This window comes from Deinococcus multiflagellatus (genome assembly GCF_020166415.1).
In the GTDB taxonomy this organism is placed as follows: domain Bacteria; phylum Deinococcota; class Deinococci; order Deinococcales; family Deinococcaceae; genus Deinococcus; species Deinococcus multiflagellatus.
The window spans coordinates 104,713-124,798 of the sequence record NZ_JAIQXV010000011.1; the positions used below are offsets into that span (position 1 = coordinate 104,713).

General features: G+C 69.3%; 22 protein-coding genes. 10 read left to right on the forward strand and 12 right to left on the reverse strand.

Annotated features, from left to right (window positions below; all coding sequences use genetic code 11):
* Positions 1-6: 6 nt before the first annotated feature.
* The 3 genes from K7W41_RS13735 to meaB are packed head-to-tail and all read left to right on the forward strand — an operon-like array spanning position 7 to position 1,960.
* Positions 7-456: a hypothetical protein gene (locus K7W41_RS13735; RefSeq protein WP_224609593.1), complete on the forward strand. Its 450-nt coding sequence runs from the start codon at positions 7-9 to the stop codon at positions 454-456.
* Positions 457-479: 23 nt separating this feature from the next.
* Entirely contained in the window at positions 480-1,025 is a 546-nt protein-coding gene (locus K7W41_RS13740) for a hypothetical protein (RefSeq protein WP_224609596.1), read from the forward strand.
* Positions 1,007-1,960: a methylmalonyl Co-A mutase-associated GTPase MeaB gene (gene meaB, locus K7W41_RS13745; protein WP_224609692.1), complete on the forward strand. Its 954-nt coding sequence runs from the start codon at positions 1,007-1,009 to the stop codon at positions 1,958-1,960. Before K7W41_RS13740 ends, meaB begins: the two co-directional genes overlap by 19 nt.
* 112 nt (positions 1,961-2,072) lie before the next feature.
* Here the strand turns inward: meaB and K7W41_RS13750 are convergent, their stop codons facing one another.
* The 7 genes from K7W41_RS13750 to K7W41_RS13780 all read right to left on the reverse strand — a co-directional run bounded on the left by K7W41_RS13750 (position 2,073) and on the right by K7W41_RS13780 (position 6,946).
* Positions 2,073-2,738 carry a DNA-3-methyladenine glycosylase gene (locus tag K7W41_RS13750; protein ID WP_224609598.1) on the reverse strand — a complete coding sequence of 222 codons (666 nt, stop codon included), beginning with the start codon at positions 2,736-2,738 and terminating at the stop codon, positions 2,073-2,075.
* 69 nt (positions 2,739-2,807) lie between these two features.
* Entirely contained in the window at positions 2,808-3,419 is a 612-nt protein-coding gene (locus K7W41_RS13755; protein WP_224609600.1) for a DNA-3-methyladenine glycosylase, read from the reverse strand.
* Positions 3,416-3,745: a hypothetical protein gene (locus K7W41_RS13760; protein WP_224609602.1), complete on the reverse strand. Its 330-nt coding sequence runs from the start codon at positions 3,743-3,745 to the stop codon at positions 3,416-3,418. Before K7W41_RS13760 ends, K7W41_RS13755 begins: the two co-directional genes overlap by 4 nt.
* Before the next feature lie 65 nt (positions 3,746-3,810).
* Positions 3,811-4,224, reverse strand: coding sequence for a hypothetical protein (locus K7W41_RS13765; protein ID WP_224609605.1), 414 nt, complete (start codon positions 4,222-4,224; stop codon positions 3,811-3,813).
* Complete coding sequence (locus K7W41_RS13770; RefSeq protein ID WP_224609607.1) at positions 4,221-5,186, reverse strand: ABC transporter ATP-binding protein; 966 nt, start codon at positions 5,184-5,186, stop codon at positions 4,221-4,223. The genes K7W41_RS13765 and K7W41_RS13770 overlap by 4 nt, the downstream gene beginning before the upstream one ends.
* 91 nt (positions 5,187-5,277) lie before the next feature.
* The gene (locus K7W41_RS13775) at positions 5,278-6,108 is read right to left on the reverse strand and encodes an ABC transporter permease (RefSeq protein WP_224609610.1); all 831 of its coding nucleotides are present in this window, start codon (positions 6,106-6,108) and stop codon (positions 5,278-5,280) included.
* The gene (locus K7W41_RS13780) at positions 6,101-6,946 is read right to left on the reverse strand and encodes an ABC transporter permease (protein WP_224609613.1); all 846 of its coding nucleotides are present in this window, start codon (positions 6,944-6,946) and stop codon (positions 6,101-6,103) included. The genes K7W41_RS13775 and K7W41_RS13780 overlap by 8 nt, the downstream gene beginning before the upstream one ends.
* A gap of 235 nt (positions 6,947-7,181) precedes the next feature.
* Between K7W41_RS13780 and K7W41_RS13785 the strand changes: the two genes are divergently transcribed.
* Positions 7,182-8,918 carry an ATP-binding cassette domain-containing protein gene (locus K7W41_RS13785; RefSeq protein WP_224609616.1) on the forward strand — a complete coding sequence of 579 codons (1,737 nt, stop codon included), beginning with the start codon at positions 7,182-7,184 and terminating at the stop codon, positions 8,916-8,918.
* Positions 8,919-8,950: 32 nt separating this feature from the next.
* The gene (locus tag K7W41_RS13790) at positions 8,951-9,721 is read left to right on the forward strand and encodes a DUF937 domain-containing protein (protein ID WP_224609619.1); all 771 of its coding nucleotides are present in this window, start codon (positions 8,951-8,953) and stop codon (positions 9,719-9,721) included.
* A 90-nt stretch (positions 9,722-9,811) separates the two neighbouring features.
* Here the strand turns inward: K7W41_RS13790 and K7W41_RS13795 are convergent, their stop codons facing one another.
* The 4 genes from K7W41_RS13795 to K7W41_RS13810 form a co-directional block, all read right to left on the reverse strand.
* The gene (locus K7W41_RS13795; protein ID WP_224609623.1) at positions 9,812-10,462 is read right to left on the reverse strand and encodes an FMN-dependent NADH-azoreductase; all 651 of its coding nucleotides are present in this window, start codon (positions 10,460-10,462) and stop codon (positions 9,812-9,814) included.
* Positions 10,463-10,599: 137 nt separating this feature from the next.
* Positions 10,600-11,553 carry a cysteine synthase A gene (gene cysK, locus K7W41_RS13800; protein ID WP_224609626.1) on the reverse strand — a complete coding sequence of 318 codons (954 nt, stop codon included), beginning with the start codon at positions 11,551-11,553 and terminating at the stop codon, positions 10,600-10,602.
* 84 nt (positions 11,554-11,637) lie between these two features.
* Positions 11,638-13,323, reverse strand: coding sequence for a PRC-barrel domain-containing protein (locus K7W41_RS13805; protein WP_224609629.1), 1,686 nt, complete (start codon positions 13,321-13,323; stop codon positions 11,638-11,640).
* Between the two features lie 129 nt (positions 13,324-13,452).
* On the reverse strand, positions 13,453-13,590 hold the full coding sequence (locus tag K7W41_RS13810) for a hypothetical protein (protein ID WP_224609632.1): 138 nt from the start codon (positions 13,588-13,590) through the stop codon (positions 13,453-13,455).
* Between the two features lie 252 nt (positions 13,591-13,842).
* Between K7W41_RS13810 and K7W41_RS13815 the strand changes: the two genes are divergently transcribed.
* The 3 genes from K7W41_RS13815 to K7W41_RS13825 all read left to right on the forward strand — a co-directional run bounded on the left by K7W41_RS13815 (position 13,843) and on the right by K7W41_RS13825 (position 16,386).
* The gene (locus K7W41_RS13815) at positions 13,843-14,628 is read left to right on the forward strand and encodes a nucleoside/nucleotide kinase family protein (protein WP_224609634.1); all 786 of its coding nucleotides are present in this window, start codon (positions 13,843-13,845) and stop codon (positions 14,626-14,628) included.
* On the forward strand, positions 14,625-15,713 hold the full coding sequence (locus K7W41_RS13820; RefSeq protein ID WP_224609637.1) for an enolase C-terminal domain-like protein: 1,089 nt from the start codon (positions 14,625-14,627) through the stop codon (positions 15,711-15,713). The genes K7W41_RS13815 and K7W41_RS13820 overlap by 4 nt, the downstream gene beginning before the upstream one ends.
* 406 nt (positions 15,714-16,119) lie before the next feature.
* Entirely contained in the window at positions 16,120-16,386 is a 267-nt protein-coding gene (locus K7W41_RS13825) for a hypothetical protein (protein WP_224609639.1), read from the forward strand.
* 182 nt (positions 16,387-16,568) lie between these two features.
* Here K7W41_RS13825 and K7W41_RS13830 read toward each other — a convergent pair whose 3' ends face one another.
* On the reverse strand, positions 16,569-17,051 hold the full coding sequence (locus tag K7W41_RS13830) for a hypothetical protein (RefSeq protein ID WP_224609642.1): 483 nt from the start codon (positions 17,049-17,051) through the stop codon (positions 16,569-16,571).
* A gap of 112 nt (positions 17,052-17,163) precedes the next feature.
* Here K7W41_RS13830 and glgP point away from each other — a divergent pair, with 112 nt between their 5' ends.
* Positions 17,164-19,680, forward strand: coding sequence for an alpha-glucan family phosphorylase (gene glgP, locus K7W41_RS13835; protein ID WP_224609644.1), 2,517 nt, complete (start codon positions 17,164-17,166; stop codon positions 19,678-19,680).
* A gap of 120 nt (positions 19,681-19,800) precedes the next feature.
* Positions 19,801-20,031 carry a hypothetical protein gene (locus K7W41_RS13840; protein ID WP_224609646.1) on the forward strand — a complete coding sequence of 77 codons (231 nt, stop codon included), beginning with the start codon at positions 19,801-19,803 and terminating at the stop codon, positions 20,029-20,031.
* Positions 20,032-20,086: the final 55 nt, after the last annotated feature.

Genomic DNA, 20,086 nt, shown 5'->3' on the forward strand with positions numbered 1-20,086 from the left:
GCCGCCGTGAGCAACCCAGCCCGCCGCCACACCGTACAGGCAGCCATGAAAGCCATGCTGCTCTCCCTCTGCACCCTGCTGACCCTGGCGGGGGCCCAGGGCCTCCCCCCTGTCCCGTACCAGAACACCCCGGCCGTGACCACGGTGGGCGGCCTGAAGGTCTGTCAGGTGGGCGAGACCCGGTATCTGCTGGACCGCGCGGGCCGGGTGCGCAGTCTGGACTACGCCCGCCTGATTCCCGACAACACGCTGCGCGTGCGCCAGAGCTATGACCGCGCCGGGCGCCTGACCGGCATGCAGGTGCAGTGGACCGGCTTTGCGGGCCCGCTGCTGAACGTGCGCGGGGCCTTCGACGCGCGGGGGCGGCTGGTGAAGGAAACGGGCTTTCGCCGGGCGGGCGTCACCACACCGCTGCGCTCGTACCTGCGCCCTGTGCCCCGGGGGCTGAAGTGCTGAGGCCCAACGTGCTGAGGCCCACAGTGCTGAGACGCTGGGCCGCGCTGGGCCTCCTGACCCTGAGCGTGTCGGCGGGGGCAGGTGGGGGCCACGCCCCGCTGCCTGCGGCGGCCCAGACCCAGGCGGTGCGGACGCTGGTGGCGCAGACCGACGCCGCCCGGGGGCAGTTCGTGGTGTTCTCGGGAAGCTCGGTGCCGTGCATCATGGACGCGGCGTTCCAGGTGGACACCTGGACGGACCGGCGGGGCGTGGTGCGCCGCCTGTTCTTTTCGGCCACCAACCTGCTGGAGGGGGGCCGCACCGAGTATCTGGTGTACTGGGACGCCAGCGGCCACCCCCGGTATCTGTCCCAAAGCCAGTTGCTCCGGGCTGGGCCCACCGCCGGGCCGCAGCCCAGCCCAGGGGGCACCACCCGCACCGAACTCTTCATTGACTCCTCAGGCCGCGTGGTGCAGCGGCTGGAACAGGGGCCGGTCACCGAGCGGGACCGCGTGCTGTGGCCGCAGATTCTTCAGAACCTCCGGCCCGCCGACCTCATCAAGGAGTTGACCTGTCCACCCATCCGCTGACCTCTCCCCTGCTGTCGGGTCACCGCCGGGCGCTGGCCAAGGCGATCACGCTGACGGAATCCACGCGCCCCGAGCATGAAGAGAGCGCCCAGGCCCTGCTGGCCGAGGTGCTGCCCCACGCAGGCCGCGCCATTCGCCTGGGCCTGACCGGCGTGCCGGGCGTGGGCAAAAGCACGTTTATTGAAGCGCTGGGTCTGCGTCTGGCGGATGCCGGGCACCGCGTGGCGGTGCTGGCAGTGGACCCCAGCAGCGCGCGCACGGGCGGGTCCATCATGGGCGACAAGACGCGCATGCCCCGGCTGACGGTGCACCCCCAGGCCTTTATTCGCCCCAGCCCGTCCGGCGGCACGCTGGGCGGCGTCGCGCGGCGCACCCGCGAGGCCATCACGCTGTGCGAGGCTGCCGGGTACGACGTGGTGCTGGTGGAAACCGTGGGCGTGGGCCAGAGCGAAACCCAGGTGGCCGCCATGACCGACCTCTTTTTGCTGCTGACCCTGCCCAACGCCGGCGATGAACTGCAGGGCATCAAGCGCGGGATCATGGAACTGGCGGACCTGTGCGTGGTGAACAAGGCCGACACCAACCCGCAGGCGGCCGTGCGTGCCCAGACGGAACTGCGCGCGGCCCTGACCCTGCTGACCCCCCATGACGCCCCGTGGCGCCCTCTGGCCCTGCGTGCCTCTGCGCTGAGCGGCGAAGGGCTGGATGAGGTGTGGGCCGCTGTGGAGCGCTACCGCGAGGCCGTGGATCTGCCCGCCAAACGCCGCGCCCAGACCGCCGTGTGGTTTGACGAGCTGCTGCGCGAGGCCGCATGGCGCGCATTCCAGGCCGGGGTGGACCCGGAGCAGCTTCGCCAGCTGCGCGCCGAGGTGGAGGCCGGGCGCCTGACCGCTGTTCAGGGCGTGGCGGCGTTGCTGGGCCCATCCGCCAGCTGAGACGGACCGACTCTGATGCCACAGCAGAGTGGGAAGAGCGAGGAGGGCTTGTCCATCGCCGTCATCCCGCATGTGCTCGTGTTCGCTGTGCGCTGCAGCGCTGCAAGTCCGCTCACCTCTCGCCTTCAGCTCTCCTGCGTTCCCTCTGAGCCCCTCCGCCCCCAACACTGGGCTTGCCCGGCGACACCCACGCGTTGCCCGTAATCAGAAAGCGCCAGGGCAACTCGGCCCCCTGGCGCAGGCCCACGCGGGCGGTGGTGGTGACCTGCTCGTCTGGCACGGGCTCGCCGGGCACCAGGAAGAACGCCGGCCCATTGATCGGCTGACCGCGCAATTCTGGGTCCAGGTGCAGGGCCTGCACCAGCTTGGCCGGGCCATTGGTCAGGTCCACGCGGCGCTTCACGGGGCGGCGCTCGCGCATGCGCTCCTCGCCCAGCAGCGGCTCGGCGGCGCGCACCAGAATGGACGCCTGCACACCCTGGGGGCGGCAGATCACGTTCAGCAGCGGCTGGTCGTAGGCGAGGTGGTAATACACGCGCCCGGGTGGCCCGGCCATCATGGCGGCGGCGCCGGGCAGACGGGCGATGACGTGGCAGCTGGGGTCACGCGGGCAATCGTAGGCTTCGGTTTCCACGATGCGGGCGGCCAGGGTCACGCCGTCCGGCAGCACCCGCACCATCACTGCCCCCAGCAGCGCGCGGGCCACGGCCACTGGATCACCCGCGAAGAACTCGGGGGGCAGGGCCTGCTCCTGCGGAAAGGCCGGCGCAAACAGCATGGCTGAGCTTACGAAACTGGGCGGTCCAGGCCCCTGGGGCCACCTTGACCGTCCATCAACGATCAACCATCAACCGTCCCCCACCACCGCCATGCTGGGCAGGGCCGGCGACACCCAGGGATTGCCGCGAAGGGTGAAGCGCCAGGGCAGGTGGCGCCCTTCCTTGATGCCCACGCGGGCGGTCACGCGCACGGCGTCGTCGGCCAGTGGGGTTTCTGCGGGCCGCAGATGAAGGGCAGGGCTGTCCACCCGCGTGCCCGCAATCTGGGCGGGGTTCAGGCCCAGGGCATAGACCAGCTTGGCCGGGCCGTTGCTCAGGTCGCGCTCGCGGGTCACCGGGCGGAAGGTGAGCATCTGACCCAGGCCTTCGAGCGGCTCTATGGCACGGATCAGCACACTGGCCGACACGCCTTTGGGCCGGCAGGAGACCTGCAGCAGGGGGTGGCCGTGCGCCGCCCAGAACAGCCAGTGGCCGGGGGCAATCGCCATCTCGGCGCTGCGGGCGGCGTGAAAGCGCCCGGCAGTGCAGGCAGGATCGCGCGGGCAATCGTAGGCTTCGGTTTCGACAATGCGGCCACTGAGGCGCTCGCCCGAGTCCAGCACGCGCACCAGCGTGGCCCCCAGCAGCGCGCGGGCGATGGACACCGGATCACCGGCAAAGTGGCTGGGGGGCAGGTTCACCGGCCTGCACGGCGGCTGGCAACGATCACCCAGATGAGGCCCACGCCAACCAGCAGGGCAAATCCGATATCCAAACCCGTCAATGTCTCCTGACGCGCCAGCTTGAGGATGGGACGCGCCAGAGCGGGCCATGCCAGCGCGGCCATCAGCGGCCAGGGCGGGCCCTGAAGAGCCGTCCGGCCCCGGGTCCGCCACAGCTCAGCGCCCGCCCAGATGATGAAGGCGAAGGGCACCAGGGCCAGCACCACACGCAGCGCACGGTGATCGGGCAGCACCAGCAGACCCATGGCAGAAGCGCCGGCGTACGCGGTCACGATGACCAGCATCAACCACCCCGCCCCCACGCTGGGCGGCGGGCCCCGGTGGGTTTCCTGCTCTGGCTGCGGCCCAGTCATGACGCGTCACTGGGGCGACACGCCACCACCACGAACAGGCCCAGCAGCGCCACCAACATAGCCAGCAGGGCGCCATCAAGGACAGAGAGGCCGGCGTCCAGCGCCCGCATCACCCGCTGGCCCAGCAGCTGAGCAGTCAGGAGCACCATCATGGTCATCACGAGGTGCTGGCCGTGGTCCTGCATTGTGGCCTGCCCGGGGCCGCGCACCAGCCGCCGCAGCAGCCACCCGGCCAGCCCGGCCTGCACCGCCGCCACAGTCCAGGACAGGGCGTGGTGATCGGCGGGCGGCAGCCACAGGGCCAGCTGAAGCCCGGTGCCCAGCAGCGCCAGCACCACCATGACTCGGGGCCAGAGCAGCGAATGGTCCTCGCCACGCGGCGCATGTTGGGGAACAGTGCAGCGCGTCATGCCCCCGAGTGTACCGCCCCCCGCAGCAGCCCGCCCTCGTAGATGCGGCGGATGGTGGCCTCGATGTCGGGCTCTTTCACGGTGAGGTCGCGCACGGGGGCGTGGGCGGTCACGCGGGCAATGGGGCCAGCGGCGGGGCCGGTAAAGGCGTAGCGGGCGCGGGGCCCCTCGGTGCCCAGCAGGGTCAGGCCAGGCACCTGGGCATCGGCGGGAGACGCGTCGTAGTCCACATGCAGTTCGCGGGCGCTGCCGTAGCGGGTCTGGAGCTGACCCAGATCGCCATCGTAGAGCAGCTGGCCGTGGTCAATGATCAGCACGCGCCGGGCCAGCCGTTCCACGTCGCCCAGGTCGTGCGTGGTGAGCAGCACCGTCACGCCGCGCTCGCGGCTGACATGGGCCACAAAGTCGCGAATGCGCTCCTTGGCCACCACGTCCAGGCCCACGGTGGGTTCATCCAGAAACAGCAGTTCCGGGTCGTGCAGCAGCGCGGCGGCCAGATCGGCGCGCATGCGCTGGCCCAGGCTGAGGGCCCGCGCCGGGGTGTGCAGAAAGGGCCCCAGGTCCAGCAGCTCGGTAAAAGTGGTCAGGTTGGCCTGCCAGCGGGCCGGCGGCACCCGGTAGACGTGGCGCAGCAACTCCAGGCTGTCGCGCACCGGCAGGTCCCACCACAGGGTGGTGCGCTGCCCGAACACGGCCCCCAGCCGCGCCACATGCTGGCGCCGCGACTTCCAGGGCACCAGCCCGCCCACGCGCACCTCGCCCCGGTCTGGCACCAGCAGGCCAGTGAGAATCTTGACGGTGGTGCTTTTGCCGGCGCCATTGGGCCCCAGGTAACCCACGACCTCGCCGGGCGCCACCTGAAACGAGATATCGCGCACCGCTTCATGGACCCGCCGTACCGGGCGCAGGGGCGAGCCACCCCGGCTGGTAAAGGTCTTGTGCAGGTGTTCAACGTGAATCATGGGTGCTCCTTTGGAGGGGGTGTGGGAAGTGGGGTGTAGGTTGTCGGAAAGGCTGTTCCTACAGCCCACACCCCACGACCTACAACCCCCCTCACGTTCCAGTGCCCTGATAACGGCGCAGGCCCACGCGCCAGAAGGCGAAGGCCAGGGCCAGCACCGCCGGGCCCACCAGCGGCGAGAGAAAGGCGGCGGCCGGGGGCAGACCGTCGGGCAGGGGGCGGCCCAGCAGGTGCAGCACCGGGAAGTACGACAGAAAGGCCGCTGGAATGAGGTAGGTAAAGGTCTTGCGCAGCCACTCGCCGTAGATGCCCATGGGGTAGCTGATCAGGGTGCGCCCGCCGTAGGTCAGCACGTTCATGGCTTCCACGCTGTCCACCGTCCAGAAGGTGAGGGTGCCCCCCACCACGAACAGGCCGCCGAAAAAGCAGATCAGGCCCAGCACGCAGCCCGCCAGGAGTGCGGCGTCGCCCAGGGTCCAGGCGTGGGCGGTGTGCGTCACTCCGTAGGCGAAGATGGCGGCGGCCAGCCCAATGCGCGCCACGCGCCGCAGCGCGAAGTCGGACCCGAACACCTGCACCACCAGCGGCACCGGGCGCAGCAGAAAGGTAGAAAAGCTCCCGACCCGCACATGCGCCGACAGGTTGGGGGCGTCAAAGCCGCCGAACAGCAGGTCCATCAGCACAAAGGACAGTTCGGCCAGTCCGTACAGCAGGCAGATTTCGCCCAGGGTCCAACCGCCCAGGCCCCCGAATCGGGGCAGCACCAGCGCCAGCGCGCCAAACTCGGCGGCGGTGATCAGCAGGGTGCCCAGGGCGTCCAGCACCAGCGCCCCCCGGTACGTGGCCTGCGAGCGCACCTGCGCGCCCAGCAGCCGCCCGTACAGCTGCAGATAGTGCGCGGCGCTGCGCAGCGCACTAGCCACCCGCCACCTCCAGGCGCCGCAGCCCCCGGTGCAGGGTCAAAGCCGTGACGGCCAGCAGCCCCAGCGCCCAAGCGGCCTGCACGCCCAGCGCCGCCCAGGCCGCCGCGCCGCGCTGAACGCCCACCCAGACCTCCACGACGGTGTTTAGCATGGCGGGGAACGGGGTCCACGAGAGCCACGCCTGAACCCCGTCGGGGAAAAAGGCCAGCGGCATCAGAAAGCCGCAGCCCAGCCCCAGCACCGCCCAGCCAAAACGGCCAAAACCCGCCGCGTCCGGCGACCAGAAGGCCGCGCAGTTCACCAGAAAGCGGAACAGAAAGCCGCAGGCCCAGGCCAGCAGCACGCTCAGGGTCGTCTGCAGCCAGCCCAGGGCCCCGGCCGGCCACACCAGCCCCCACAGCACTTCAAAGAGCAGCAGCATGGGCAGGCCGCGCAGCACAAACTGCCCGGCGGCGCGCCCGGCGTCCTGCGCCGCCCAGAAGCCCAGCAGGTTCAGGGGCCGCAGCAGATCGGCCGCCACCTCGCCCCGGTGCACGGTGCGCATGAAATCGGTCCAGCCAAAGAGGCTCAGGGCCATGATGAACGCCTGGGTCAGGCCGGTGTAGGTGATCGCGTCCTGCGCGGTGTAGCCCGCCACCTGGGGGCGCGTGCCGAACAGTGCGAGCAGCACCGCCACGCGCAGCACCCCGAAAAAAGTATTCGTGATCAGGCCCCACAGCGCCGCCTGCGGGTAGGCGAACTGCCGCCGAAACCCCAGCCGGGCCACCGCCCAGGGCAGGGCGAGCGGCGACAGCAGGGCGCCGCCCCTGACGCGCGCGGGCGCCGGTGCATTGGTCATAGCTTTTTCCCCCTCTTTCCAGCATGCCGAACCGGAAGCGCTCAGGGTAGCGGGCGCGGGCCAGGGCCGAACATAGGCCGCTTGGCGGAGGGTGGGGGGTGAGGGGGGCCGGGGTCTCCAATTTTTTCTGCGCTGAGAGCCTGTTTTTCAGTCTTAGCAATCTGCAGCACCCCCCTTACCCCACCCGCAACCTTGCGCGCAGGGCCGGGGCGCGCTCCCTACACTGCGGGCAGTCATGAGCGCCGCTGCCTCCCCGCCCCACCCCACGCTCTGGCGCACGTTTCTCCTGACCCTGCCGGACCTGCTGCGCAGCCAGCCGTGGCTGAGCGGCGGCCTGCTGCTGATGGGCGCGGTGCAGGGCGTGATGCCTGCCGTCACCATCCTGATCGGCCAGTGGACCGTGGACGGCCTGGGCCGCCTGCTGACGGGCGGATCGGCCAACCTGACCGGGCTGGCCGCCGCCTGGGCCGGCGCCGCGCTGCTGACCCAGATCACCACGGTGCTCACGCAGGTGCTGCAGGGCGCGGCGGCCGATCACTACACCCTGCAGGTCAACCAGCGCCTGATGGCCCGCATGCAGACCCTGGAAGGGCTGGATGTGCTTGAGGACCCTCAGTTTCACGACGACATAGAGGTGCTGCAAGCCGGCGCCTCGCACCGGCCGCTGAATCTGGCGTCGTCCATCGTCTACGGCCTGCGGGGCGTGGTGGCGGCGGCCAGCGTGGCCGCCACGCTGCTGGTGATTGGCTGGTGGGTGCCGCTGGTGGTGGTGGCGGGGCTGATGCCGCTGCTCTCGCAACAGATGAAGTTTTACCGGCTGGGCTGGAGCCTCTACATTCAGGGCACCCCGCAGGCCCGTGAAATCAACTATCTGGCACGCGTGGCCCTGCGCCACGAGTACGCCAAGGAGGTTCGCCTGTACGGGCTGGCCGCCGAGTTGCAGGCGCGCAGCCACCGCCTGACCCGCGATTACCTGCAGGTGCTGCGGGCCCAGCGCACCCGGGGCCTGCTGGCCCTGCTGCCCTACGAGGTGCTGTCGCTGGCCGTGACCGCTGGCCTGTTCATCTTCGTGGTGGCGCAGGCCCAGCAGGGGCAGGTGGGCGCGGGCAGCGTGGTGCTGGTGATCACCGCGCTGGCGGCGCTGCGCAGCGAACTCTCTGGCCTGTCTGAAACCCTGTCCACCACCAGCCAACACCTGAGCTGGTTTGCCAAACTGCACGCCTTCTTGCAGGCCCCGGGTGGCGTGCAGTCGCCGGCCCAGCCCCGGCCCCAGCCCCGCAGCGGCACCCTGCGCCTGGAGAACGTCACCTTTGCCTACCGGGGCCAGCCGCCCGTGCTGCACGGCCTGAATCTGGTGATCCCTGAGGGGCAGATTGTGGCTATTGTGGGCGAGAACGGCGCCGGCAAGACCACGCTGATCAAACTGCTGCTGCGCTACTACGATCCCACCGGGGGCCGGATCGTGGTGGGCGAGGGCCCAGGCGCGGCCGACCTGCGAGAGCTGGACCTCCCCACTTGGCGCGCAGGCATCGCCGCCGTGTTTCAGGATTTTGCCCGCTTTGAGTGGAGCCTGCAGGACAACATTCTGCTGGGCCAGCCGCTGAACGAGGCCAAGTTGAGCGCCGCCGTGCAGGGCAGTGGGCTGGGGGCGGTGCTGGACCGGGTGGGGCCGCTGGACACCCAGTTGGGACAGGCGTTCGGGGGCGTGGACCTCTCGGGGGGCCAGTGGCAGAAACTCGCCACCGCCCGCGCCCTGTACCGCGGCGCCCGCCTGCTGATTCTCGACGAACCCACGGCCGCCCTGGACCCCCGCAGCGAGGCCGAGGTGTTTGCGACCTTCGCGTCAGTACCGGCCCCTGGTGCCGGAGGTGACAGCCTGAAGCGGGGCGGGCCTGGGCCTGAGCCCCAGGTGCGTCTCAGGGTTTTCTCAACGCGCGCTGCACGCCAAGCTCAGCGGCAGAACCTAGGCTAGAACGCACGTTGGGCCATAAGGAGGCACACACCATGATGGACATTCTCAGTCAACTGGGCGGCCTGGGCGGCGCCGGACAGACCCTGGGCCGGCAACTGGGCACCAGCCCGCAGCAAACCGAAGCGGCCATGGAAGCGGCCCTGCCCCTCCTGCTGGGCGCCCTGACGCGCAACGCCGCGCAGCCCGGCGGCCTGGACACCCTGGGCCGCGCGCTGGACCGCCACGACGGCTCGGCCCTCAGCGCCTTTGGGCAGGGGCAGATGCCCGACATGACCGACGGCCAGAAGATTCTGGGCCACGTCTTCGGCGGCCAGCAGACCCAGGCCGCGCAGGCGGTGGGCCGCCGCGCGGGGATTGATCCGCAGCTGGCCATGCAGCTGCTGACCATGCTGGCGCCGCTGGTGCTGGGCTACCTCAGCCGGCAGCGTCAGGGGCAGGGCGGCGGGGGCTTTCCTGGGCAGGGCGGAGCTTTCCCCGGTCAGGGCGGCGGCGCCGATCTGGGCAGCATTCTGGGCGGACTGCTGGGCGGCGCAGGCGGCGGCCTGGGCAACATCCTGGGGGGCATGCTGGGGGGCGCTCCGGCCCAGCCCATGCCGCGCCAGCCTGACCCCTACAACCAGGGCGGCAGCGTGCTGGGCGGCGGCCCCGTGATTCCGGGCTACCCCAGCCCGGCCTCGCCGCAGGGCCCGGCCCAGAGGGGCGGCGGTGACCTGTTTGGCACCCTGAACCGCGCCCTGGACCGCGACGGCGACGGCGGCGCCCTGGATGACCTGATCGGCATGTTCGGCGGCGGCCGGCGCTAAGACGGTCAGGCGCGGTGCGCTTCGACGCGCCCCAGCACGAAACAAAGCCCTCCCGGACCAGTGGCGTCCGGGAGGGCTTTGTGTGGGTGCTCAGGCCGGTTGCAGGGTCTTGGCGGCCAGCTGCTGCGCCAGGGCGCGGGCGCGCTCAGCGGCTTCGGCCATGATCTCGTCGCTGCGGCCGGGGTCGAAGTTCAGGCCCTCGGCAAACACGGTTTCCACGTCGGTGACCCCCAGGAAGCCCAGGAAGGCGCGCAGGTGGCTGGCCGAATGCTCCATGGCGCTGGCCTCGGGGGCGCTCCAGAAGCCGCCGCGCGTCTCTACGATCACGGCCTGCTTGCCGGTCGCCAAGCCTATGGGGCCCTGCGGACCGTAGCGGAAGGTCTTGCCCGCCACCGCCACGGCGTCCATGTACGCCTTGACCATGGGGGGGTAGCCAAAGTTCCACATGGGGGCGGCGAACACCAGCAGGTCGGTGTCCAGGAACTGGTCCACCAGTTCGCCCAGGCGCGCCACCTTCTGGGCCTCGTGGGGCAGCAGGTCTTCCTGCCGCGCCAGCTTGCCCCAGCCGGTCATCACGTCGGCGTCAATCAGGGGAATGTCGGCGGCGTACAGGTCCAGAGCCGTCACCTGCGCCCCCGGGTGAGCGGCCACGTAGGCCTCGACAAAGTGCTGCCCCAGTTGGCGCGAGGTCGATTCCGCCAGCGGTTTGGGATTGCCCTGAACAAACAAGACTTTGGTCATGATGTGCCCTCCAGAAACAAGTGGGCGCCTGCGTGACGCCTCTGCTGCGCCACACCATAATTCCTTCCAGTTTATTTTGTCAAGTTGAGTGAATCGTCCAGGCCTTTAAGGTTTCAAGCAAAGAGACCCCTCTGCGCTTAGCCCACCAAGTCCCGTGACCGGGGCTGGTAGCCCGGGGGCGTATCTTCCTGGCCGGCAAAGAGGCTGGTGGTGAGGTAGCGGGCGCCGGTGTCGCAGGCGATGGTTGCCACGCGCTTGCCGGGCCCCAGGCGCCGGGCCACCGCCAGCGCGGCCCAGACCATCGCGCCGCTGCTCATGCCCACGAACACGCCTTCTTCGCGTGCCAGCCGCCGGGCCAGGGGGTAGGCGTCCTCTTCCCAGACCTCTATCACCTCGTCAATCACCGAGCGGTCCAGGTTGTCGGGGATGAAGCCGGGGCCCATGCCCTGAAAGCCGTGGCTGCCCATCACACCGCCGCTGAGCACGTTGCTGCGCGCGGGTTCGCAGGCGATCACCTGCACGGCCGGGTTCTGCCTTTTCAGAAAGCGCCCCACCCCGCTGATGGTGCCGCCGGTGCCGCTGCCGTACACAAAAGCGTCTATCCGGCCGTCCATCTGCGCCCACAGTTCGGGGCCGGTGGTGCGCTCGTGGGTGGCGGGGTTGGCGGGGTTGGCAAACTGGTTCATCATGACGGCGCCGCGTTCCTCCACGATCTTCTCGGCCTCTTCAATGGCGGCCAGCATCCGGCGGGCCGGGTCGGTCAGCACCAGTTCGGCGCCGTAAGCCACCAGGGTGCGTTTGCGCTCCTCGCTCATGCTGGCGGGCATGCACAGAATCAGCTTGTAGCCCTTGGCCGCCGCCACCTGCGCCAGCCCAATGCCGGTGTTGCCGCTGGTGGGTTCCACAATGGTGCCGCCGGGCTGCAGCACGCCCCGGCGCTCGGCGTCTTCCACCAGCCCCAGGGCGGTGCGGTCCTTGATGCTGCCGCCGGGGTTCTGGCCCTCCAGTTTCACGAACACCTCGGCCATGCCGCTCTCCGTAACGCGCTGCAGCTGCAGCAGCGGGGTCTGACCGATCAGCGCCTGAATCATGGGCCCCAGGATAGGCCGCGCCCGGCCCCCACAGGTGGGGCCGCCCCCACACAAAGCAGGAGCGGCCCGGGATGCAAGAGGGATTTACAGAGGACGTTCGCTGCGGTTGGGGTCCGTCTGAGGTTGGGTGGCCTGGGTCTGGGTGGGTTGGGTCTGGGCCGTCTGGCCGGGCACCGCAGGCTCGGGCTGGGTCTCCAGCGCCGCCTCGCCGTGGGCTTCCGGGCGGCTGGCCAGGGGGTCCAGGTGCGGCTCGTCCTTGCTGACACTGCTCACCAGAATGTCTAGCACGTCGCCGTCGCGCGCCGCCTGCACCGCCTTGTGGGTCACGATCTCGCCAATGTTCAGGATGATCGAGTCGTCGGGGGCCAGGATCACGCGGGTGACCGGGCGACCCAGGGCGTCGCGCACCCGCTGTTCCAGGGCGTCCTGCTGGCGCTGTTCCAGGGCGCCTTCGGCCTGCTCGCGCTTGTCGCCCAGCCACGCCTTGGCACGGTCAATCAGGCTGCCCGCACTTTCGGTCACGCTGGCCAGCCCGCTGCTGGCGGGGGCCGCCGCCGCGTGCACCGCGCTGCCGGTGGTGGCCGCAATCAGGGCGCTTTCCACACCCACATGGCGGGCACGGTCGGCAATGGCCGGGGTCACGATCTGGCCGGTGGCCGCCACGATGCTGCCGCCCGGGGCGCGCACGTCGGTTTTCACCCGGCGCCCAATGGCCGCTTCTACCGAGTTGGGGTCGACCTGCTGGCGCTCGCGGTAGCTCTGCACGCCCTCCTGAATGGCGCCGCCCGTGGCCGCTGCGGTCAGGGCCGCCAGACGGCCGGTCTGCTCGGCGCGGTCGGCCTGGTGGCTGGTGATCACGGCGCCGGCCGGCACAATCACTTCGCCGGCGTCGGTGCTGATTTCGCTGCGGGCGGTCTTGCCCACCACGTAGGCCTTCTGGCGCTCGGCGGTGGCGTTCTTCACGTCCTCGTAGGTGTCCTGCACGCGCTCGCGGGCGCTGCCGTAGGCGTCGGCCAGCACGCCCCCGGTGGCGGCGGTGGCCAGCGCGGTCAGCTTGCCAGCGGCGTCGGCGGCCTCGGCGTGGGCCTCGGTGATCGTCTCGCCCTTGGCGACCAGCAGGCGGCCGTCCTCGTCGGTGATGTCGCCGCCCGCCGTCTTGCCCACCACGAATTCCTTCTGGCGCTCCTTGGTGGCGTCGGCAATGTTCTCGTAGGCGCCCTTGATGCTCTGCCCGGCCGAGGCCAGCGCGCCCTTCAGGCCGCCGTCCTCCTGCTCCTGCATGGCCTGGGCCACGGCCGGCGGCACCAGCGCGGTGTCCACGCCAATCTGCACCTGTTCCGGCGCCGGCACGAAGGTGCGCCCGCTGCTCAGGTCGGCAAACAGGCCGCCCGTGGCTTCGTAGCCCTCCACACGGCCGGTGTGGTCATCGAAAAACACGTCGGCAATCTTGCCCAGGTTCTGGCCGTCGGTGGTCAGCAGGGTCAGGCCCACGAGGCTGACTTTGCTGTCCAGGGCGTCTTTCAGGCGGCCGTCCTCGCGGGTGGTGGTCACGTCGTCGGGGGTGCCGATCATGATGGCGTCCTCGCCGATGCTGCGAATGCGCTCGAACGGCACCACCTTGGCGGCGCTGAACCAGCCGCCCTCGTCCACCAGCAGCCCCAGCACCTGATTGGCCTGATGGTCAAAAATCACGTCGTGAACGCGGTCGATGCGCTCGCCACTGCCCACAGCGACAATCGGGCGACCCAGCAGATCCTTGCCTTTAATCATGCAGCACGCTCCAGAAAGGGAAAAAAGAGAGGGGTAGAGGGGGAAGGGCCTAGCTTAGCCCCACACCAGCAGGGGCAGATGGGCCGGCCGCCTTGCACCTTCAGGCGGACAGCCGGCCCCGGCCCCGCCTCAGATAAAGCCGAGATCCAGCAGCCCCTGGGGCTTGAGGTAGAAGAAATACAGCAGCAGGAACAGCACCAGCAGGATGATCACGATCAGCAGCACGCGTCCGCCACCGCCGCCGGAATTGCCTTTTAATCGGGTCATAGGGCCTCCGTCAGGCAGTGTAAGAAGGCGGCCCTGCCCGGCGCCATGTCCTAGCCGTTACCGCCGCTTGACCCATTCTTGGGCTCCTCTTTAATGACCTTCAGACTTCATAAGAAGGTAAGCGGGCGCGCGGTTTGAAAGCACTGTTCCACCCCTGCCAGAAGCCCAACAGCGAGTGCGGGCCCACGGCCAGGGCCAGTCGGCTGGACGGCGGTCCCCAGGGCGCCCAGACCAGGGCGTACTCTCGGGGCCATGAGTGCTGCTTTGGCGTTTTTAAGGGCTGCCCCTCCCCCACCCGGCCCCGGTGAGCGCCCGCTGGCCGCGTGGCCCCTGACGGTGCTGGTGGGGGTGACTGGCGTGGGCAAAAGCACCGCGCTGGCGGCCCTGCGCGGGCTGGGCAGCGGCGTGCAGGTGCTGCCCGACCGCCGCGAGGTCACCGACGCGGTGATGATCGGGCCGCTGGCGGGCGGGCCGGTGCGTGACCGGGAAGAACGCTTTGCCCTGACGGCCCGCTACCGCGAGACGCACCCGGGCGGTATGGCCCAGGCGCTGGGCTCTCTGGTGGCGGACACGGCACACTGGACCGGCCCGCTGGTCTTCGACGGCCTGCGCGGGCTGGACGAGGTGCAATACGCGGCGCAGACCTTTCCGGCGTGGCGTTTTGTGGCGCTGGGGGCCCCGGACCGCGTGCGGGTGGAGCGCCTGCTGGGCCGCGCCGACGCCTTTGATCAGGTGGCTGCGGCGGGCAGCGGCCAGCACCTGCGCGCCGAGCTGGCGGCCCTGCCGGGCGCAGCGCAGGTGTTCTCAGCCGCCGACCTGGACACACTGGCGGGGCTGGCGGCCCAGGGTCACGCCCCGGCCGACCTTCTGGCCAAGACAAAGATTGTGCTCAGCGAGCGCCGCCATTACGACCCGGCCGCCGCCGAGGCCTTTTTGCGCACCCTGCCCCCCACGCGGGCGCTGGTGCTGGACACCCACCGCCTTGCCCCGGCTGAGGTGGCGGCGGCCATTCAGGGCTGGACCGGAGAAATGCCATGAGCACGCCCACGGTGGCCCGGGTGCAGGCGGTGCCCTACCGCCTGCCGCTGACCTCGGCGCTGGCCTGGGGGGCGCATTCGGCCCTCAGCGCCGCTGAACATGTGCTGGTGCAGGTCACCCTGTCTGACGGCACGGTGGGCGTGGCCGAGGCGACCCCCAGGCCCAGCATCTACGGCGAAACCCCCGCCAGCGTGGTGGCGATTCTGTCGCACCTGGAGGGCGGGCTGCTGGGCCTGCCGGTCACCGATGAAGCCGCCCTGAACCGGATACGAAACAGCGTGGCGAACAACCACACGGCGCGCGGCGCCCTGGACATGGCCCTGCACGACGCCCGCGCCCGTGCCCAGGGCCAGAGCCTCTTTGATACGCTGCTGGGCCCCAACACCCGGGTGCGCGTGAGTTTCATTCTGGGCATCGCCCCACCCGCCGAGATGCTGGCCGAGGCGCGCCGGGTGGTGACGGCGGGTGTGCGCTGCCTGAAGGTGAAGGTGGGCCGCGACCACGCCCGCGACCTGGCCGTGATTGCGGCGCTGCGCCAGGAATTTGGGAATGAGGTGCAGCTGTACGCCGACAGCAACGAAACCCTGACCCCAGACACAGCCCCCGCCGCTCTGGACGCCATGCGCGAGGCAGGGCTGCTGTACGTGGAAGAGCCGCTGCCCGCCCGCGCGCTGCGTGCCCGCGCCGCGCTGCACGCCCAGGGCCGCCTGCCCATCGTGGCCGACGACTCCTGCTTTACCCCCGCCGACCTGGAACGCGAACTGGATTTTGGGACGTTCGACGTGCTGAACGTGAAAACCGCCCGCAACGGCTTTACCGATGGACAGGCCATGCTGCGCCGTGCGGCGGCGGCGGGCAAACGGGGCATGGTGGGCTCGCAGGCCAGCACCGGCCTGGGCACCCTGCACGCCGCCCTGCTGTCCACCCAAAGCGAGGTCACCGAGCCCTGCGAACTGAGTTTTGTGTTGAAACTGCAAGACGACCTGCTGAACCAGCCCATCGTGTTTCAGGACGGCTGGCTGGACGTGGCGGCCCTGCGCGATCACGCCCTGGACCCAGACAAGGTGGCCCGCTACCGGCTGTGAGTGAAGGGGGGGAAAACAGCGGGGGCCAGGCAGAACTCCAGGGATGCTACTCCAGCCCGAGCCACTCGGTGGCCCCCTCACCCTTCCGTCGCTCCGCTCCTCCCTCCCTCTCCCACCAGGGGAGAGGGGCACACAGCAAGCGATCTCGAGAGAAGCTGGTCATTTTCAGCCCGTCTCAGGGGGCCTTGCAGGGGCGGCCTGTTTTCTTTCAGGGGTTGGTGCGTGCCCCGCACCGCACCGACCTCCACACCCTGGGCCTCGAATCAGGCAAACCCTCGCCAGCACGGCTTTCCGTCCATCACCCATCAACTTTCAACCATCACCCTCCCCCCCTTCCTGTCTAGACCCTGGCCCTTTCTCGGACAAAGGTCATACGCTTGTCAGAAATGGCGGACAATAATGAGGCATGGATCAAGAGATGTTAAACGCCCTGCTGCTGCCGCTGATGTTCAGCATGATTGGGGGCACCTTTGTCTTTCTATACCGCCCCGAACAGCGCGCGCAGGGCCTGCTGATCCTGACCCTGTTTCAACTGGTGGGCGCGGCGGGCTACGCCATGAAGCCCACGCTGGAACTGTTTGCCCTGCTGTGCGTACACGCCCTGGCGGTCCTGGTGCTGCTGACCCGCCACCTGCAGGCGCCGCTGCCCGTGGTGCAGCCCGAACGGAAGTAAGCTGCCCTCCACAAGATTCCGGCCCACCTGCCGGAATTTTTTTTGCCCCAAGGGACGCGCTGGGCTGAGCCACCAAGAAGAAATGATTTCTGGAGATGGGGGAAAACCACAGAACAGCGAAGATCCCTGCCACGCGCGGCCCACAGCAGATGCCTGGGCCGCGTGCGTTGCTCTGGCGCTTCCTAGCCCGAACTGGGGGGACGCAGCAGACGGCGCATCACCGCTTCCATCCCGCGCAGGACAGGCGGGCTGCGCAGGCAGTTCACCAGTGCGCGTTCGGCGGCGTGCTCACTGCCGCCCAGGGCCCCCTGCAGGGCCTCGCGGACGGGCGGGTGCCACTGCCCGGCCTGGGTCAGCAGCAGACCGTCCAGCAGATCAGCCACCGGCAAGCCCTGGCCCAGGCGGTCCCCGGGCCACCACGTCTGCAGCTGCGGCTGGCCCAGGCGGTCCAAGGTGACCTCGGCGCGCAGGGGCGTGCCAGAGCGGCGCGCCACCTGTTCCAGGGTGGGCAGCAGGGCCCCCACCAGATTCAGGGCGAGGCTGCGGCCCAGCAGGGTCAGGCGGGGCGGGTCCTGTGCGCTGACCTGCAGGGTCTGGGTCAGGCGCCGGGCCAGGCGGTCGCCCTCGGCCAGCAGGGCGGGGCGCACCTCATCGGAAAACGTCACAGCCGCCATGCTGCCACGAAACGGCGCCCGGCCCACCCCCCCGGCGCCGTACAGACGAGGCCCCGGCAGCGCGAACCCAGGCCAAAGGGCCGTCGTGTAAGCTCAGGGGTGTATGAACGTCATTGGCAAAGTCACGGTGCTGCCTCAGCTGCCGGCCCAGATCGCGCGGCTGTCGGAACTCGCTTATAACCTCTACTGGTCGTGGACCCCACACGCGCAGGAGCTGTACCGGGACCTGGACCAGGCCATTTGGGAGCGCTTCCAGCGCAACCCGGTGCGCACCCTGCTGGAAGTGCCGCAGGCCCGCCTGCAGGCTGTGGCCGCTGACTCCGCTTACCTGGCCCGCTACACACAGGTAATGGCCGAGTTCGACGCCTACATGGGCAAAAAAGACACCTGGGCCAGTAAGAACGCGCCCGGCATGAAGCCGGTGGCGTACTTCAGCATGGAATATGCCTTCCACGAGTCGCTGCCCATCTACTCGGGCGGCCTGGGTGTGCTGGCGGGCGACCACTGCAAGAGTGCCTCGGACCTGGGGATCTCGTTTACGGCGGTGGGCATGCTGTTCCACCAGGGCTACTTCCGGCAGCTGTTCGACAAGGACGGCTGGCAGACCGAGGCCTACGACGAGCTGGACCTGACCACCCTGCCCATCACCCCGGCCCAGACGCCTTCGGGCGAGGGCGCCCGGGTGAAGGTGCGCATAGGCGACCGGGACGTGCATGTGCGCGTGTGGAACCTGAACGTGGGCCGCATCCGCGTGCTGCTGCTGGACAGCAACGTGCCCGAAAACAGCGAGGACGACCGCAAGCTGACCGCTCGCCTGTACGGCGGCAACCAGGAACTGCGCGTGCAGCAGTACGTGCTGCTGGGCGTGGCGGGCATTCGCGCGCTGCGCCTGCTGGGCATTCCCGGCGAGGTCTACCACATGAACGAGGGCCACGCCGCCCTGCTGAGCCTGGAGCGCATCCGCGAGCAGGTGGCCCAGGGGCTGGACTTCCGCACGGCGGTGGAAACCGTGGCGGCCAGCACGCTGTTTACCACCCACACCCCGGTGCCGGCCGGCAACGACGCCTTTGGCTACGACCTGATGGACCGTTACCTGGGCAAGTGGCCGGGCCTGCTGAACACCAGCCGCGACGACCTGTACGCCCTGGCCCGCCACGACCAGCTGTGGGACGGCCACTTGGTCCCCACCTTCTCCATGACCGTGTTCGCCCTGAACATGAGCCGCGCGGCCAACGGGGTCTCCGAACTGCACGGCGAGGTCAGCCGCGACATGTGGAAGTTCCTGTACGAGGGCGCCGAGGCCGAGGAAGTGCCGATTGGGCACGTCACGAACGGGGCGCACAACCTCACCTTCACCAGTCAGGCCATGCGCGACCTGCTGTCCACGGTGCTGCCCGCCGACTGGACCGAGCGCCTGGAAGACGAGGCGATGTGGCAGGCGGTGGAGAAGCTGACCGACGAGCAGCTGCGCGGCGTGCAGCGCGAGATGAAGCGCGAGATGATCGCCTTTGTGCGCGCCCGGGTGCGCGAGCAGAAGCTGCGCAACGGGGCCTCGGCCGCCGAGGTGGCCGCTGCGGGCACCCTGCTGGACGAGAACACCCTGACCATCGGCTTTGCGCGGCGCTTTGCCACCTACAAGCGCGCCACGCTGCTGTTCCGCGATAAGGAGCGCCTCTCGCGCATCGTGAACCACCCCGAGCGCCCGGTGCAGTTTGTGTTCGCGGGCAAGGCCCACCCCGCCGACAACCCCGGCAAGGCCTTTATCCAGGAGATCTACCGCGTCAGCCAGGAACCGGAGTTCCGGGGCAAGATCGTGATTCTGGAAAACTACGACATGAACGTGGCCCGCCACCTCGTGCAGGGCGTGGACATCTGGCTGAACAACCCCCGCCGTCCGCTGGAGGCCTCGGGCACCAGCGGTATGAAGGCCAGCTTCAACGGCAGCCCCAACCTCTCCATTCTGGACGGCTGGTGGCGTGAAGGCTATGACGGCACCAACGGCTGGCCCATTGGCGAGGAGCGCGAATACGCCGACCTGCAGGTGCAGGACGACGCCGACGCCTACTCCATGTACCAGACGCTGGAACAGGACATCACGCCGCGCTACTACGGCGCCCAGACCGGCGAGGACGCCTGGGCCGACACGGTGCGCCGCGCCATTCAGACGGTCAGCCCGCGCTTTTCTATGCAGCGGCAGGTCATTGACTACACGCAGAAGTACTACCTGCCCATTGCCCAGCGCGGCGCGCAGCTGGCCGCCAGCAGCAGCGCCCGCGCCCGCGAGATCGCCAGCTGGAAGGGCTGGGTGCGCCAGCAGTGGAACTACACCACCCTGACCGCCCAGGCGCAGCTGCCCGCCTCCACCCACCCCGGCCAGACGGTGCCCGTGCGCGCCCAGGTGAACCCGGCCGGCATCAACCTGAACGAACTGCGCGTGGAGGCGGTGCTCAAGCGCGGCGAGCACCTGACCCGCGTGCCCCTGAAAAGCCACGGCGACGGCACCTTCAGTGCCGACGTGCCCCTGAACGACAGCGGCCTGTACTCGGTGGGCGTGCGCATGCTGCCTGTCATTGACGGCCTGAGCAACGACCTCGAAGCCGGCCTGATCAAGTGGGCGTAAGGGGATAAGTGAAAGGACCCCCGGGTGCGGTTGCGCGCCGGGGGCTTTTTGTTGGGCCATGAGCCCTAGCAGGACTTTGTCAGTGTTCGTCGTGTTCAACGGATGTGGGACACTCCTGCTGTGTCGCTCAGCCATCAGGAAGCCAACCTTGCAATTTTGGAGCGTCTGCTCGAAGCCGTAGAAGCTGAGCCCGACCAGCGATTCGGTCAGCTGTTGTGGAATTTCGGCGTGCTGATGCCTGCGGAGGAAGGGGGCATCAAGGACCCATACGAAGATGAATCCATAGCCATCCTCCATCGGATGGAAAAGCGCATCCAAGAGCTAAAAAAGTGGCCCCACTACAAGAAGTGACAAAGTCCTGCTAGGCCATGAGGAACCGCAGGAGCGGGCCCTTCGCCCCCGCTTT

Excerpts from the sequence above, each read along its gene's own strand:
- K7W41_RS13750 (WP_224609598.1), bottom strand. The coding sequence starts at position 2,738 with ATGCTGTTTGCGCCGGCCTTTCCGCAGGAGCAGGCCCTGCCCCCCGAG.
- K7W41_RS13760 (WP_224609602.1), bottom strand. The coding sequence starts at position 3,745 with ATGCTGGTCATCGTGACCGCGTACGCCGGCGCTTCTGCCATGGGTCTG.
- K7W41_RS13765 (WP_224609605.1), bottom strand. The coding sequence starts at position 4,224 with ATGACGCGCTGCACTGTTCCCCAACATGCGCCGCGTGGCGAGGACCAT.
- K7W41_RS13770 (WP_224609607.1), bottom strand. The coding sequence starts at position 5,186 with ATGATTCACGTTGAACACCTGCACAAGACCTTTACCAGCCGGGGTGGC.
- K7W41_RS13780 (WP_224609613.1), bottom strand. The coding sequence starts at position 6,946 with ATGACCAATGCACCGGCGCCCGCGCGCGTCAGGGGCGGCGCCCTGCTG.
- K7W41_RS13785 (WP_224609616.1), top strand. The coding sequence starts at position 7,182 with ATGAGCGCCGCTGCCTCCCCGCCCCACCCCACGCTCTGGCGCACGTTT.
- K7W41_RS13790 (WP_224609619.1), top strand. The coding sequence starts at position 8,951 with ATGATGGACATTCTCAGTCAACTGGGCGGCCTGGGCGGCGCCGGACAG.
- K7W41_RS13795 (WP_224609623.1), bottom strand. The coding sequence starts at position 10,462 with ATGACCAAAGTCTTGTTTGTTCAGGGCAATCCCAAACCGCTGGCGGAA.
- cysK (WP_224609626.1), bottom strand. The coding sequence starts at position 11,553 with ATGATTCAGGCGCTGATCGGTCAGACCCCGCTGCTGCAGCTGCAGCGC.
- K7W41_RS13805 (WP_224609629.1), bottom strand. The coding sequence starts at position 13,323 with ATGATTAAAGGCAAGGATCTGCTGGGTCGCCCGATTGTCGCTGTGGGC.
- K7W41_RS13810 (WP_224609632.1), bottom strand. The coding sequence starts at position 13,590 with ATGACCCGATTAAAAGGCAATTCCGGCGGCGGTGGCGGACGCGTGCTG.
- K7W41_RS13815 (WP_224609634.1), top strand. The coding sequence starts at position 13,843 with ATGAGTGCTGCTTTGGCGTTTTTAAGGGCTGCCCCTCCCCCACCCGGC.
- K7W41_RS13820 (WP_224609637.1), top strand. The coding sequence starts at position 14,625 with ATGAGCACGCCCACGGTGGCCCGGGTGCAGGCGGTGCCCTACCGCCTG.
- K7W41_RS13825 (WP_224609639.1), top strand. The coding sequence starts at position 16,120 with ATGGATCAAGAGATGTTAAACGCCCTGCTGCTGCCGCTGATGTTCAGC.
- glgP (WP_224609644.1), top strand. The coding sequence starts at position 17,164 with ATGAACGTCATTGGCAAAGTCACGGTGCTGCCTCAGCTGCCGGCCCAG.